The sequence below is a fragment of the Bradyrhizobium sp. genome (genome assembly GCF_035273305.1).
GTDB lineage: Bacteria > Pseudomonadota > Alphaproteobacteria > Rhizobiales > Xanthobacteraceae > Bradyrhizobium.
This window is the reverse complement of record NZ_DATEPI010000246.1, coordinates 1-14,113: the sequence shown is the minus strand read 5'-3', so window position 1 is coordinate 14,113 and position 14,113 is coordinate 1. Positions and strand designations below refer to the sequence as shown.

Annotated in this window: 14 protein-coding genes; 7 read left to right on the top strand and 7 right to left on the bottom strand. The window is 60.0% G+C overall.

What is annotated here, in order from left to right:
- Both VJV58_RS16695 and VJV58_RS16690 read left to right on the top strand, forming a co-directional pair.
- Positions 1-887 (top strand): AMP-binding protein (locus tag VJV58_RS16695; protein WP_324138471.1); only part of this gene is annotated, 887 nt, incomplete at its 5' end.
- A gap of 19 nt (positions 888-906) precedes the next feature.
- Positions 907-1,365 carry a RidA family protein gene (locus tag VJV58_RS16690; protein WP_324138470.1) on the top strand — a complete coding sequence of 153 codons (459 nt, stop codon included), beginning with the start codon at positions 907-909 and terminating at the stop codon, positions 1,363-1,365.
- 3 nt (positions 1,366-1,368) lie between these two features.
- Here the strand turns inward: VJV58_RS16690 and VJV58_RS16685 are convergent, their stop codons facing one another.
- The gene (locus VJV58_RS16685; protein WP_324138469.1) at positions 1,369-2,307 is read right to left on the bottom strand and encodes a CHAD domain-containing protein; all 939 of its coding nucleotides are present in this window, start codon (positions 2,305-2,307) and stop codon (positions 1,369-1,371) included.
- A 171-nt stretch (positions 2,308-2,478) separates the two neighbouring features.
- Between VJV58_RS16685 and VJV58_RS16680 the strand changes: the two genes are divergently transcribed.
- From VJV58_RS16680 to VJV58_RS16660, 5 genes are all read left to right on the top strand, one after another.
- Positions 2,479-3,447 carry a tripartite tricarboxylate transporter substrate binding protein gene (locus VJV58_RS16680; protein WP_324138468.1) on the top strand — a complete coding sequence of 323 codons (969 nt, stop codon included), beginning with the start codon at positions 2,479-2,481 and terminating at the stop codon, positions 3,445-3,447.
- A gap of 228 nt (positions 3,448-3,675) precedes the next feature.
- Positions 3,676-6,897, top strand: coding sequence for an ATP-binding protein (locus tag VJV58_RS16675; protein WP_324138467.1), 3,222 nt, complete (start codon positions 3,676-3,678; stop codon positions 6,895-6,897).
- 33 nt (positions 6,898-6,930) lie between these two features.
- Entirely contained in the window at positions 6,931-7,320 is a 390-nt protein-coding gene (locus VJV58_RS16670; RefSeq protein ID WP_324138466.1) for a hypothetical protein, read from the top strand.
- 164 nt (positions 7,321-7,484) lie between these two features.
- The gene (locus VJV58_RS16665) at positions 7,485-8,225 is read left to right on the top strand and encodes a Crp/Fnr family transcriptional regulator (RefSeq protein WP_324138465.1); all 741 of its coding nucleotides are present in this window, start codon (positions 7,485-7,487) and stop codon (positions 8,223-8,225) included.
- Between the two features lie 174 nt (positions 8,226-8,399).
- On the top strand, positions 8,400-8,663 hold the full coding sequence (locus VJV58_RS16660; protein WP_324138464.1) for a hypothetical protein: 264 nt from the start codon (positions 8,400-8,402) through the stop codon (positions 8,661-8,663).
- Here the strand turns inward: VJV58_RS16660 and VJV58_RS16655 are convergent.
- The 6 genes from VJV58_RS16655 to VJV58_RS16630 form a co-directional block, all read right to left on the bottom strand.
- Positions 8,649-9,338: an ATP-binding cassette domain-containing protein gene (locus tag VJV58_RS16655; protein WP_324138463.1), complete on the bottom strand. Its 690-nt coding sequence runs from the start codon at positions 9,336-9,338 to the stop codon at positions 8,649-8,651. The genes VJV58_RS16660 and VJV58_RS16655 overlap by 15 nt on opposite strands.
- Positions 9,335-10,084, bottom strand: coding sequence for an ABC transporter ATP-binding protein (locus VJV58_RS16650; RefSeq protein WP_324138462.1), 750 nt, complete (start codon positions 10,082-10,084; stop codon positions 9,335-9,337). Before VJV58_RS16650 ends, VJV58_RS16655 begins: the two co-directional genes overlap by 4 nt.
- Entirely contained in the window at positions 10,081-11,079 is a 999-nt protein-coding gene (locus VJV58_RS16645) for a branched-chain amino acid ABC transporter permease (RefSeq protein ID WP_324138461.1), read from the bottom strand. Before VJV58_RS16645 ends, VJV58_RS16650 begins: the two co-directional genes overlap by 4 nt.
- Positions 11,079-11,975 (bottom strand): branched-chain amino acid ABC transporter permease, encoded by an 897-nt coding sequence (locus tag VJV58_RS16640; protein ID WP_324138460.1) that lies wholly within the window; start codon positions 11,973-11,975, stop codon positions 11,079-11,081. The genes VJV58_RS16645 and VJV58_RS16640 overlap by 1 nt, the downstream gene beginning before the upstream one ends.
- 142 nt (positions 11,976-12,117) lie before the next feature.
- Entirely contained in the window at positions 12,118-13,422 is a 1,305-nt protein-coding gene (locus VJV58_RS16635) for an ABC transporter substrate-binding protein (protein ID WP_324138459.1), read from the bottom strand.
- Positions 13,423-13,566: 144 nt separating this feature from the next.
- A partial coding sequence (locus VJV58_RS16630; RefSeq protein ID WP_324138458.1) for a molybdate ABC transporter substrate-binding protein occupies positions 13,567-14,113 on the bottom strand: 547 nt, incomplete at its 5' end.

The window sequence follows — 14,113 nt, the reverse complement described above, 5'->3', positions numbered from 1 at the left end:
TGTTTCCGATGCATATCGGTGCCTCCTTTGTCGTGCTCGAAAAGGCCGGGCCAGATGATCTGCTGGCGGCGATCGAACATTACAGGGCAACCGTTTGCTTCACCGCGCCGACAGCCTACCGCGCCATGCTCGCAAAGCTCGCGCAACACGATATTTCCTCGCTGCGAAAATGCGTTTCCGCAGGCGAGACGCTGCCGAAGCCGACGTTCGATGCGTGGTTCAAGGCGACCGGAATCAAGCTGATGGATGGCATTGGATCGACCGAACTGCTCCACATCTTCATCAGTGCGACCGAGGACGAAATACGCCCCGGCGCCACCGGCAAACCCGTGCCGGGTTACGAAGCCAGGATCGTCGACGACGAAGGTCATGACTTGCCACCCGGCACGATGGGGCGGCTGGCGGTGCGCGGTCCAACGGGATGCCGGTATTTGGCGGACGATCGGCAGCGCAAATACGTGCAGCACGGGTGGAACATCACCGGCGATACCTATGTCATGGATGGCGACGGCTACTTCTGGTACCAGTCGCGTTCCGACGACATGATTGTTTCGGCTGGCTACAACATTGCAGGGCCAGATGTCGAAACGGCGCTGCTGACCCATCCGGCCGTCGCCGAATGCGCGGTGGTGGGTGCGCCTGACGACGCGCGCGGGATGATCGTCAAGGCTTACATCGTTCTTGCAGCCGATGCCGCAGCCGATGGCGCGCTGGTGACGGCATTGCAGGAGCACGTCAAGCGCGAGATCGCGCCTTACAAATATCCGCGCGCGATCGAATTCGTCGCGCAACTTCCCAAGACAGAGACCGGCAAGCTGAAGCGATTTGCCTTGAGGCAGATGGCGGAAGCGGGCGCGGAAGCATCGCCACAGAATGTATCGACCTAAAAAACATGGAGAACGGTTAGTGAGCAAGCCAACAGCGCCCACGCTTGCAGTGTTGCCCGCGGCAGCGAGCGAGGCTTCGGCCGCGGCACCGCAAATATTGCAACCGAGCGGTTGGCCGGCGCCAAAGGGATACGCCAACGGCATGGCCGCAGAGGGCCGTCTGGTGGTGACCGGCGGCGTGATTGGCTGGGATTCTCAGGGTCATTTGGCCGCCGGCTTTGTCGCGCAGGTCCGTCAAACGCTGCGCAATATTTTGGCCATCCTGGCGGAGGGCGGGGCCCGGCCGGAGCATCTCGTGCGTCTCACCTGGTATGTCGTCGACATGGAAGAATATCTCGCGAACCTCAAGACTCTGGGGCAGATCTATCGCGAAGTTTTCGGCGCGCATTATCCAGCGATGGCGCTGGTTCAGGTCGTGCGGCTTGTCGAAGAGGCGGCGCGGGTCGAAATCGAGGCAACCGCCGTGGTGCCACGTTGAGGTTCAGGTCTTGAGCTTGGCCAGCTTCCGATAAGAGGCGGCGGCACGTCGCAGCAAGCGCTTCTTACGCTTCGGCTTGAGAAAATGCACAGCAGCATGGGCACCATCGGTTTTCAGCTCTTCCGCAACCGAACGGGCATTCGCATCATCGTTCAATTGCCCGAGAGATCGCTGCGCTTTGCGTAAATGCTTCAGCCCTCGCTGCACCCTCGAGAGCTTTTTGTCGCCAAACAGGTCGGCGAAAAAGCCGATCGAATAAGTCAGCTTCTTGTTCAGAAGACGCAGCCTGTGTCGTTTCTCCGGACTCATCTTCCGAAGCTTGCGGCTTTTCTTCAGGAGCTTTTTCTGCCATCGCGCCAGTTTGCACGCACCGTATTCGGTGACGGGAACGGCTCTCTGCTTTGCACGCTTTCCGCCGTCAATCGACCATCTGCCATTCTCGATCCAGTCAGACGTGTTCTTGATCAGGCGATGATACCTGGCCGAACGCAGCACCTGCGCCAGATGCTGATGGGCATCCGCTGCCTTCGCATTCCAGGCTCGATGATCCGGTATTGCGTGGCACGGCGCTTCGTTCGCTTTTGCGAGCCTCTCGATCGCGACGTCGATGTCGCGGACCGCGCCGAGCCGGGCATTCAGCCACTTCAGCTCATGGCGTATCTTCGTACGCTCGTCGTCCGCCACCATCGGCGAAAAAAACAAGATCGCCGTGCGCAAGTGCGTCAGCGCGACGCGCATCCGGTGCAAGCCTTCAGGGTTGCCATTGCATGTGGGGTCGTGATTTGCCGATAACCCTGCAAGATAGTGAGCGCCGATCACCCGGAAAGCGGTGTCACACGCCATGGCTGGATTGAGCTGCGGAATAAGCTCGCGATCGCCGGCTGTGGGCGATCGCCCGGCGCGCCTGGAAGGCTTGCTTGCTGTTTCCGGAGGGAAGGGCATTACTGTATCCGCAGCGGCAACGATAAGCCGGGTCGGCTACCCGATCCGGCTCTTCCATTACTTTAAGGCGGGGATCAGCTCATTGCCAATCCGAGGTGGAAAGCGCAATCATTCTCGTGACTTCGCCTGGCAATTCAGAACCGTGATCTGATGAAAAGGAAAAAACCGGTCATGCGTCGTCTTTGTGCGCTGCTCCCGGCATTGGGTTTGCTCGTCAATTCGGGTGTGCTGGCTCAAACGGCCTATCCCGCGCGACCCATCAAGATGATCGTGCCGTTAGCGGCGGCGAGCGCCGTCGACGTGGCGGCGCGAATTGTGACGCAGAAAATGGCCGACAATATGGGCCAGCAAATCGTCATCGTGAACCTGCCCGGCGCATCCGGACTGATCGGAGCCGAACAGGTCGCAAAGGCAGAACCCGACGGCTACACGATCGGCGGCTTCAACGACAGCATCATGACCATGGTGCCTAACCTGCAGTCCAATATGCGTTGGGACATCCTCAGGGATTTCGAACCGGTGTCATTGGTCGCCACGGTGGAATGGGGGCTGGTCGTCAGCAACAAGGCGCCTTTCAAGACCGCAGGCGAACTGATCGCAGCCGCAAAAGCTGCGCCCGCCAAGATCGACTATAGCTCGGGTGGTCCGGGCAGCCCCCAGCATCTTGCAATGGCGATGTTTGCGACGGCCGCCGGGATATCGCTGACCCATGTGCCCTATAAGGGCGCAACCCAGGCGGCGACCGACATCGCGTCGGGACAGATTCCGGTCGGCTTCCAGGGCCTCGGCACCGTGGCCGCGCTGGTGCGCGGCGGTCAGCTCCGGTTGATTGGAGTGACTACCGAAAAGCGCCTCGCTCAATTCCCGGATGTGCCCACGGTCTCAGAGTCCGGGTTGCCGGGCTTCTTCTTCAATTCCTGGTTCACGATCATGGCGCCAGGCGGCACGTCAAAGGAAATCATAGCGAGGCTTAACTATGAGGTTCTCAAGGCGGTCGGCGATGCCGAGGTCCGCAACAAGCTTGAGAATCTCGGTTTTGCGGTGCGCGGCAGCTCTGCCCGGGAGCTGGCTGCGATGACACGCGAACAGCTGGCTAAATACGCGCGCGTGATCAAGGACATGGGTCTCACTAATGAATAGATCACGTATTTTGTGAACACCACCTGCGGAGTGAACATCGGCTCGGACGCTTCACCTTCCAGAAGCGGCCAGGCAGTTCGTTCGGTGTTGCCTAAAATTGTCCTCTAATCGACGCGAGTTACGACCAAGCCTTTATTTCATCCGTGGTCCTTGAATCCGCGCGGGTGACGGCGCAACCGCTTGTTCGGCCATGATATTCCGCTAGTCTGGCGGCCGCGATGGGAGGAAATGAGCGTGGTTTGTCAGGTCTGTCTCTCAAGCTTGAAGGCAGGCGATTTATATTGCTCGTCGTGTGGCGCGGTCGTCCCGGAGCATCCGGCGAAACCCCTGGCGCCAGAGCGCGGGCGAATAGCTGGTGAGCGCAAATACCTGACCGTGCTTTGCGCGGACCTGCAGCGTTCGACCGATCTAATTTCCGAACTCGATCCCGAGGCGGCGATTTCACGTTTGGAGCCCGCGCTGATCGCCATGCGAACCGCGGTTCGCCGCAACCGCGGAATTGTAAGCAAGGAAGGCGGCGACGGCTTGATCGCGCTTTTTGGCGCGCCGCACGCCGACGACAATCATGCCGCGATGGCCTGTCATGCGGCCGTCGAACTCGTTCGTCGCGTCAAGCTGCTGAACGATCCGGCGCTTCAGGTTCGGATCGGCATTCATTCGGGCTATGTCGTTGCGCACGTGATCGAGGCGGATTTCTCCTCGATCTATGAAGCCGGCGGTCCGGCGGTCCATCTGGTCAAGCGGCTCGAAAGTGCCGCGCAGGCCGGACAAATACTTGTCTCCGAATCTTGCCAAAGCCTCTCGGCAGGACTGGTCACCTTCAAGCCGCTGCCTCCGAAACGGTTGGAGGGATTTTCCGCCGCCGTCCCCTGCTATGAACTCGCCGAGATCAGCGGAGCTACCCGTTGGTACGCGCGTTCGAGCAAGGGGCTGTCTTCCTTTGTCGGGCGCGTCGAAGAAATTGCGCTGCTTGAGCGAGCGGCGAAGGATATCGGCACCTCCGGACAGATCATCGCGCTGGTGGGAACGGCAGGGATCGGAAAATCCCGAATGGCGCACGAGTTTGTCGGCACTTTGCGGCAGAAGCAATGGGGGGCGCTGCAAGCCGAGGGCAGTCCGCTGGAGCAGGCCGTGCCATATGCGCTCCTCAAGAAGCTGCTTCAGAGCGCGCCCCAAATCGGATCGATCACCCCGGCGGATCGAGCTGACCAGCACGGGAGCGAAGCTTCCGCGCAGCGCGATCTTTGGCCGGCGGCACTCGCGTCCGTCCTCGACCAGCCGATCGATGATCCGCGCTGGCGCGATCTGGAGCCGCTGCTGAGACGGCGGGCGATCACCGATGCGGTGCGCGATGCGATCGGCCGCGCGATTTCGGGTCCGACCGTCCTGTTGCTGGAAGACTTGCACTGGATCGATAGCCAAAGTGAGACTGCCATCGAGGCGCTGATGTCGCTTACGGCAAGCCACCCGTTGTTGATTCTGCTGACGTGGCGGACCGAAGATACGCCGGGCTGGCTGGCGCGGCTCGACGTTCGCCGGATCTGGCTACGATCTCTCGACCTGGCGGCAGCCAACAGTTTGCTCGACGATCTCCTTGGCACCGCACGCAATCTGGAAGGGCTCAAGGCTCACATCCTGCGACATACGGGGCAAATTCCACTCTTTATCGAAGAGGTTGCCCGTCAACTCATCAACCGCGGCGCGCTCAACGACAATCTCGGCCGATTTCCCGCGAACGCTCGCTGGGATGCTCTGGAAATTCCACCGACGGTACAAGGCGTCATTGCCTCGCGAATTGACCGTCTGCCCAAAGAAGATAAGGCGCTTCTCCAGCTCGCATCGGTGGCCGGACCTCGAATTTCGCCGCCATTGCTCACGGCGGTGACGGGGATGCCGGCGCCACAGTTGCAAAGCCGGCTTTGGTCGCTGGAAATACTGGATTTCCTCGTCGAGGCGCGATGGCTCGCCGCGCCCGAATATGAATTTGCCCACGATCTCATTCGCGAGGTGGCCTACGATTCGATCCTGCGACCGCAGCGCGAGGAGCTGCATCGCCGTATTTTAGCGGCGTTGGAAGCAAGCTCGGTGGGTCGTGAAGAGGAATTTGCGGAGGCGCTTTGTCATCACGCGGTAAAATCGCAGAATTGGGAAAAGGCCGACCGCTATGGCTCCATGGCGGCTAAAAAAGCGTTCGCCAGATCGGCATTCCGGGATGCCACGGAATATTATCGGACTGCGATGGATGCTGTCGACAAGCAGCCGGCTTCAATAGCGCGCGAGCAGCGCGCGATCGATTTGCGCATCGAGGCGCGGCTCGCATTCGCTTCGCTTGGAAATATCGAGCAATGGCTCGGGCTTTGCCGCGACGCGGAGATGCGTTCCGAGCAGATCGGAGATGAGTCAAGGCAGCTTGCATCGATCGCGATCAGGGCGGCAGCGCTCAATTTCTATGGGACCCCCTATGAAGCCATCATTGCAGGCGAGCGCGCGTTGGGGTTAGCGGAGCAACTGGGCGGCCACAGCTGGTTGGGCTTCGTCGAGTACGGGCTCGGCCAAGCTTTTTTTGTGTGCGGCCGATATCGGGATGCAGAGTTGGTCTTGAGCAAGGCGATCGCGCGACTCGCGCAGTCTCCGGAGAATGTCCCGCCCGGTACGACGGCCTCGAGCCTTCTTGTGCTCTGTCACATGATGAAAGCCGTGGTGTGCGCTTCGATTGGCGAATACGACGATTCCGACCAAAGCGCGCAGCAGGCAAGCGAACTGGCGGCAAGTAGCGGCCGGCCCTACGACCTCATCGCGGCGGGTTACAGCCGCGGCATGGTGCAAATGATTCACGGTGATCTCAACGGCGCTGAAACAGCCCTCGATAGAGCCGCGCGCCTGTCGCGCCAAAGCGAGGTTCATCTGTTTCTGCCGCTTGTGTTGTCGGCGCTTGGAAACATTTATTTGCAGCGGGGCCGCGCCGTTGAAGCAAAAGATGCCTTGCTCGAAGCAAAGGCCGAAGCTCAATTGCTGGGTCAGGAGACCGGCATTCTGTTGGCATCGGCTTACCTCGCTTCGGCGTACGGTCAACTTGGAGATATTGCCGAAGGATTGGAAGTTGCGCGCGTCTGCCAGGCCGGGGCAAAGCAGAAAGGCTATCAGCCGATCGAATTCTTGGCGCTGTTTGCCGAGGCATTCAACTTGTCCCTCCAGGGTGAATCCGGCGCGCCAGAGGCGATCGACAAGCTGGAGCAAGCAATTGAGCTCGCTACCAGGCTTCAGACGCGACCGCTACTGGGAATGGCAAAGGGGATGCTCGCGCGTTTGCTGGCGGCCAGCGGAAGAAACGCCGATGCGCAAACCGAACTCGCAGATGCGATCGAGCTGTTCGCAAGGTCGAAAATGACTATTCAACTTGAACGTGCTAAAGCAACTCTCTCGAAGTTTTCCAATAACCAAGTGCAGTAACGGCGCGTTTCGCCGCTTTTATGGAGTAACAAAATGGCCGGATTGGTTTATGGCGGTCGATTTGAGCAGATGATGAATGAATTTTGCAGCCCGCAGAATATTGCTGCGACAGCACGCAAATTCCAGGATCTGGAAAGGCAGCACGGATCGTATGCGTTTGGAAGGTTCGCAAGACACTTTCTGCCGAACCCGGAAGAGTTTTCCAACTGGGACCGGGATTCCGGCGCCATAGCGGAGCCAATCCGCCAGCGTCTCACCGAGGTCATTTCCGCCAATCTGAAATCCAAGTCGCCATTGCCGATGGTGCTCAAGGTCAGCGAAAATGTCGACAACACGCATGATCTGCATGTGAGTGTGTTCGCGTACAATGGCCAGATTTATATCGGCCTGCTGATGTTGTGCCCGAATACGTCGCTCAGATAATCTGACGGTACGGCCGGAGGGATTGCTTGTGGCAGGGGAGCCGTGCCGGCATTCTTGCTTTGCGTGTTTGGAGAGGTATAGAATCGAGCGGGCGGCGGATTATGCTCCGGTCCGGCCTCATGTTCGGCGCGATCCGTCGAGCGATAATGGGCTAAGGGGTTGTTGTGACCGGCCTTCCTCAGGACAAATCAGGTGAAGCTCGGTCGATTTCGAGCAGCAAACTGGCGATCGTGCGCAAGCATCCGATCTTTTGCGATCTTGATGCTGATGCGTTCGACCAGCTCTGCCGCTACGCCAAGCACACGACGCTCAAGCGCGGAGCCACGATCTTTTCCAAAGGCGATCCAGGCAACAGCCTTTTGGTTGTGATCAGCGGCACAGTGAAGATTAGCGTGTCATCGGCAGGCGGCCGCAGCGCCATCCTGAATCTGATCGGCGCCGGAGAGACTTTCGGCGAAATCGCGGTGCTGGACGGGCAGGACCGGACGGCTGACGCCACCGCCAATGCCGATTGCGAGTTGTTCGTGATCGACCGCCGCGAGTTTCTGCCTTTCGTGCGCAGTCACCCCGCGTTGGCAATGAAATTTATCGAGCTGCTCTGCACGCGAATTCGCTGGACCAGCGATCAGGTCGAGCAAGTCATCCTCCAGAACCTGCCGGGCCGGCTCGCGAGTGCCCTCATTCGTCTGACCGAAAAACACAAGCTCACGCCTCAAGGCCGGTCGATCGCAATCACCCAGCAGGAAATAAGCGAAATGGTCGGCATGACCCGCGAGAGCATCAACAAGCAGTTGCGCGTGTGGGCGACGCGCAACTGGGTGCGCCTCGAACACGGCTCGATTGTTGTGCTTCAGGCCGAGCCGCTCGAGGCGCTGGCCGAAGCCGGCGGCGACGAGGTGAACTGAAGTCGGCTGCTAAGATACGTTGTGAGTGGATGGCTTCGCTTGCGCTCGCAATGACGGGCTTCAAGAGCTTGCCGGCTGCGAACCGCAAATCTTTATTTTCAAATGTGAGGGAAGTCACACGGGCCTCGTGCGCGCTGAGCTAATGCATTCAGCGAACCTACGATGGAGGCATCCATGCATGGCTCGTTGGACAGATCAGGCGAAACCGTCAAGAACCTCTACCATCGATGGGGAATGGGGATCTTCCTGCTGCCAGGACTGCTTCTTGCGTTCGTGATCGGACTGCTGATAACCCAGCCTGACATTCCCCTCTGGATATCCGAGGCGGCTCAGGCCGAGTTTGCGAATAGCAACCCGCCGGAAGTCGCCCCTTCCGTTATCGCGCAACCGACAAACGCGCAAACGAGAAAAGAGGCTCGCGCACTAAGCGCTCACTGACGCGTGAAACCCATTGCCTGTTGGAAGATTGGCGCCGCGTTCGATCGTGAACTCGGCGTCGATCAGCCCGTGGGAATGGTTCATATCCGATTGCGACATCACAAACGTCAGATCCTTCCCCTTCAGCGACGCGAGTACTTCCGACAGCCGCTCGGAAAGCGCCGGTGCGATTCCCTCGAACGGTTCGTCCAGCAGCAGGCATTTTGTGCCGATCGCGAGCGCGCGCCCCAGCGCGACGAGTTTCTGTTGGCCACCGCTTAGCTGCAGCGCCTTGCGATGGCGCATCTCGGCAAGTTCTCCAATCGCCTCGTAAACAAAATCGAGCCGCGCCTTCCGATCAAGTTTTCCCACCCACAGGGGCAGCAAGATATTTTCCTCAACAGTCAATTGAGGCACCAACCCGCGGTCCTCCGGCATGTAGCCGATCCCGAGGGCGGCGCGGGCATGGCGCGGGCGCGACGCCAGATCGGCTCCCTCGAAATGGACGGCGCCACGGCTCGGCTTCAGATGCCCCATGATCGAACGCATCAGTGTGGTCTTGCCGGCGCCATTGCGGCCTACCAGGCTCACCATGCTGCCTTGTGACACGCGCATGGAGAAGCCGCGCAACGCCGGCATGGACTGAATCTCGACAACGAGATGATCTATATCGAGCAGCGGACGCGGAGCGTTCATTGCGCGCCCCCGGTAACATAGCGTCGTACCTCGACATCCTTGAGGACTTCGGATGGCAGGCCATCGGCCAGGATCCGGCCTTGGTAGAAGGCAACGACGCGATCTGCATAGCGGCTCACAATATCCATATCGTGTTCGACGAAAACGATGGTCGCGGCATCGGGCGCGACTGCGTGAATGACACGATCCATCATCGCGTATTTTTCCTCGGCCGAGACGCCGGATGTCGGCTCGTCCAGCAGCAGCAATTTAGGCCGGCGAACCAGCGCCATGGCAATGTCGATCAGCTTGCGTATGCCGCCGGCGAGTTCGGCGATCGGGCGGTCAGCCAGGCCGTCCAGCCCAAACCGCTCGAGCAATTCGATGGTCTTCTGGCGACGCCCATCCGCCTCTGCCGGGGAGTGAAATGACAGGCCGCGCGATCGGGCGCCCGAGACCGCCACAGATAGATTTTCAGCGGCGGTGAGCTCAACGAACAACTGCGGGATTTGAAACGACCGTGAGATACCTAGCCGGGCCACGCTTCTTGGAGATCGGCTTGCGATGTCCTGTCCGTCGAGCTCGATTGAACCGGAATCGGGCTCCAGATAGCCGGTGACCAGATTGACGAAGGTCGTTTTGCCGGCGCCGTTCGCGCCGATAAGGCTGACCTTTTTGCCGGCCGCGATATCGAGATTCAAGGCGTCCGCTGCCACTACTGCGCCAAACCGCTTTTCCAGGCCCCGTACGGAAAGGACAGGCGTCACCGGGCAGCCTCGCGTTGGGCTTGTCCCGCAATCGGCGGGAGGGCCGGGTTGTATGTGCGTTTGCGTCTCTGGCGAATCCACAGCGAGCCGATCCCGCGCGGCAGGAACAGAATGACGGCCAACAGGAAGATGCCAAGCACGAGCTGCCAAGTGTTGGGCAGGTACAAGTTTGAAAACGAGCGGACCAGTTCAAGCGCCAGCGAGGCAACAAACACCGCAGCGACACTTTGATATCCCGCGAGGACTGCTACGAACACGAATTCTCCTGATGTCGTCCAATAGGCGAATTGCGGGTCGATGTGGCGTTGCGCCATCAAAGCGAAGGCGCCGGCGGCCCCGGCAAAAATCGCCGCGATCGTGAAGTTGATAGTGATGACCCAATTGGAAGAAATCCCAAGGTACTCGACGCGCAGATTGTTCTCTCTCACGGCAAGGCTGGCGAGCCCAAGCTCGGACCGGAACAGGATCCTCGCTGCTATGCCTGCAAGGCCGGTCGTGATGACCGAGACTGCGTAAAGCATGAAATCAGCTTCGCGCGTGTCGGTGAAGACGATGCCGAACAGCGTCGGCCGGCCGATGTTGAAGCCGTCGGACCCGCCAAGCGCGGTTGTCTTGACCAAAGCGCCATACAGCACCATCGACAGCGCCAAGGTGAGCATGCCGAAAAAAATGCCGCTGTAGCGCGCAATGAATGGACCGATCACAAGTCCGAGCAGACCGCCACAGATCGCGCCGATCAGCATCTGCGCAACGGCGTCGGTGATGCCCCAGGCATTGGCGATCAGCGCGACGCCATAGCCACCCGCCGCATAGAACAGTCCTTGACCGAACGACACGTTGCCGGTGCGCGCCAGGATCACGATGCCGAGCGCGATCAACGCGTTGGAAGCGGCGATGGTGGCAAGCGACAGCGTCCATGTCGGGAGTACGCGGCCGAACAGAGCGGCCGCTGCAACCAGCAGGATCATGAGGAGAAGGTGAGGGTGTTGCTTCATCAGATTCGCCGCGCCGTTTCGCGCTTGAACAGCCCTTCGGGACGAAACATCAGCACCGCCGCCATGATGAGATAGATCATGAACAGCTCCGCTTGGGGCATCAGGTGCACCGAGGCTGCGCGTGCAAGTCCGACCAGCACCGCGCCAACGGCTGCGCCCTCGACGCTGCCGAGACCTCCGATCACCACGATCGCGAAGCTCAGTATAATGACGTCAGAACTCAGGCCGGGCTGCATCGAAATCTTGGGCGCAGTGAGCGCGCCGCCAAGGCCGGCCAGCAGCACGCCGAATCCGAAGGCCACGGCATAGACCCGGTTCACCCTCACTCCCATGCTGACGCTCATTTCCTGATTGTGGATGACGGCGAGCACGATCTTGCCCGTGATGGTTCGGTTGAGGCCGAACCACACCATTAACCCAATCGCCGCCGACAGCGGGATCAGCATCAGGTCGTAGCCGACATAATAGAGACCGGCGAATTCGACATTGCCGAACAGTTCGTAAGGTTGGGTCGCATAGATCGGATTGACGCCCCAGATCAGCTTTGTGACGTCTTCCAGAATGAGAAAGACCGCATAGGTCACCAGCAGCAGCACCACTTCGTCGCGGCCATAAAACAGTTTTAACAGGCCACGTTCGAGCAAAATGCCGACCGCCGATGCGATCAGCGCGACGGCTAACAGCATCGCAATAAAGCCGAAGCTCGGCGGCAGGTTGTGGGCGGCAATCATGGTGACCGTGGTTGCCGCAATATAGGCCCCGAGGGCGTAGAAGCTGCCATGGGCGATGTTGAGGATTTTCAGCACCCCGAAAACCAGCGTCAGCCCCAACGCGACGACGAAGAGCCATGAAGCCTGAATCAGGCCATCGAGGATGATCGTCAGAAAAAAGTTCATGGCGTTGGTTCACGATGGTGATCGAGTAAGCTAGCGACTCAACCGTTTTGTGCGTCCGGAATTCTTTTTCATGGAAGCCGGAATCAGCGGCGCGAGCCTCGCTCACGCCGCTATCACCGTATGCTTCACAGGCGGGCGTCGTTCAATTGCATTTGGCGCCCTGCATGCCACCCTTGATCCAATCCAGCGATTTCACACCGGCCGGCGGATTGACGCATTCGGCCGCGAAGTACTGGATATCGACCAGATCGACCCGCCTTGCGTCCGGATTGTACTTGGTTCGGCTGAAGGCGATTGGCTGAATGGCCTGGTGACCATCCGCGAGCTTCATCTGGATAAGGCCGCCGGGCGACTGCCATTCCAGACCGGTCATCGCCGCGATCAGTTCGTCGGTCGAAGGCTTCTTGCCTCCGTTCTTGGCCATGGCCTTTTCGACCGCGGCCTTCAACCCGAGGATTGATTGCGAGATGCGGTAGGCAGCCTGGACCGGATAGATGCCGTTGGCCGCTTCATATCCCTTGAAGAACCAGTCGTTGATCGGCGATTTCTGCGACATCAGGCCGTAGGCGCCACGCGCACCAATGATCACGCCGTCCGGCATCTTGTCGCCGAGGGGCGGCAGGACGTGATCGGCGGCGCTGAGCACGAGCTGGCTGCGTTTCGGCAGGCCACGGGGCACCGCCTGCAAAATGAATGCCTGCAGATCGCCGCCCCACAGGCTGGAATAGACGACATCGGAGCCCGCGCTGACCAGCGCGGAAATCTCGGTGCCATACTGGCCGGCGCCGAACTTCGGCATCAGGTCCGTCTGCAGTTTGGCGTTCGGATAAAGCTGTCCGGCCGCGGCGAGGAAATCGGCCTTGCTATCCTGCCCCCAGGCGTAGTCCTGGTTGATGGCGGACAGCGTGTCCATCTTGACGTTCTTTGCCTTCATGTACCGGATGAGCCCGACATTATCCATCGTAGCGTGCGCGGCGGTACGGAATACGTAGTTGTACTTCGCTTCCTCGAAGATGCGCGGCGTGCCGCAATCCATCAGCACCAGCATCTTCTTGAGCTCTTCAGCGATCGGAGCCACCGCGAGGCAGTCGCCCGAGCTGATGTAACCGAGCACGACGTCGACATTGTCGCGCTCATACAGGTTACGCAGTTCCTGCACCTGCTTGGTCGCGCCGCCATTCTCGTCGATGACGACCGGCTCGATCTTCATGCCGCCAAACCCGACCTTGTCGTAGGGGGCGGGCGCGGCACCTTTGTTCAGCTGGTCGATGACAAATTGGCCGCCGTTCCGTGCCGGGATGCCGAAGCTGTCGGCGGCGGGCCCGGACAGGAATGTGACGATGCCCAGCTTGAAAGTATCCTCCGCTGAGGCTGGCCCCGCCAACGTGGTGACGGCGACGGCTGACAACAGCGCGGCGATGCGGTGAATCCGCGAAAATGGCTTCATGATTTCCTCCCTGGGATTGCTTTTGTTCGAGCTTGCGCGTTTTTGCTGCGCCGATTTCTATGGCCCGGCGTTTGGCATGAGTTTAGGCGGGCTTTTCAGGCGCGTCTACGACCTCGAAGGCTTTCCTCCGCCCGGGTGCTGGGCTTAAAGGAAGCCCGCGCGCACTCTTAGCTCGCGCTGATCGGCCGCCGTCAGCAAGCCGATCAGCACCCGCGCCTGCTTGGGACTGGCCGCGCCGGTGGTCACGGCCGAGGTGTACGTCGTCGCGAGCCCGTAGCCGCTCGGCAGCGAACCCGATAGTTTTACGCCGGGCGTACTGATGATTTCGGTGGCTTGCGTGCAGCCGATTGGCCGCAACGCATCGGTTTCGGCGAGGTGCCGCATCGCGGTCGCGCCGTTCGGGTATATTTCGAGACGTGCCGCCACGTCGTCAGTGATTCCCAGCTGCTGCAGAACCTTTGCCACGTGAATGCCTGCGGTTGAATTCGTGGTATCGGGAACGAAGATCCTGTCGGCCGCCAGCAACCCGGCACGCAGCCCCGGGCCATCCGCGACGCTGACCGCGGCATCGCCTGCGCGCACCGCGATCGCAGTCTCGACCATGCCGACATCGGCGATCGTGGCTGGATCGACCCAATTCTCATTCGATATTTTGGTCACGATCGGCGCGGTCAAGATGACCATGTCGGCA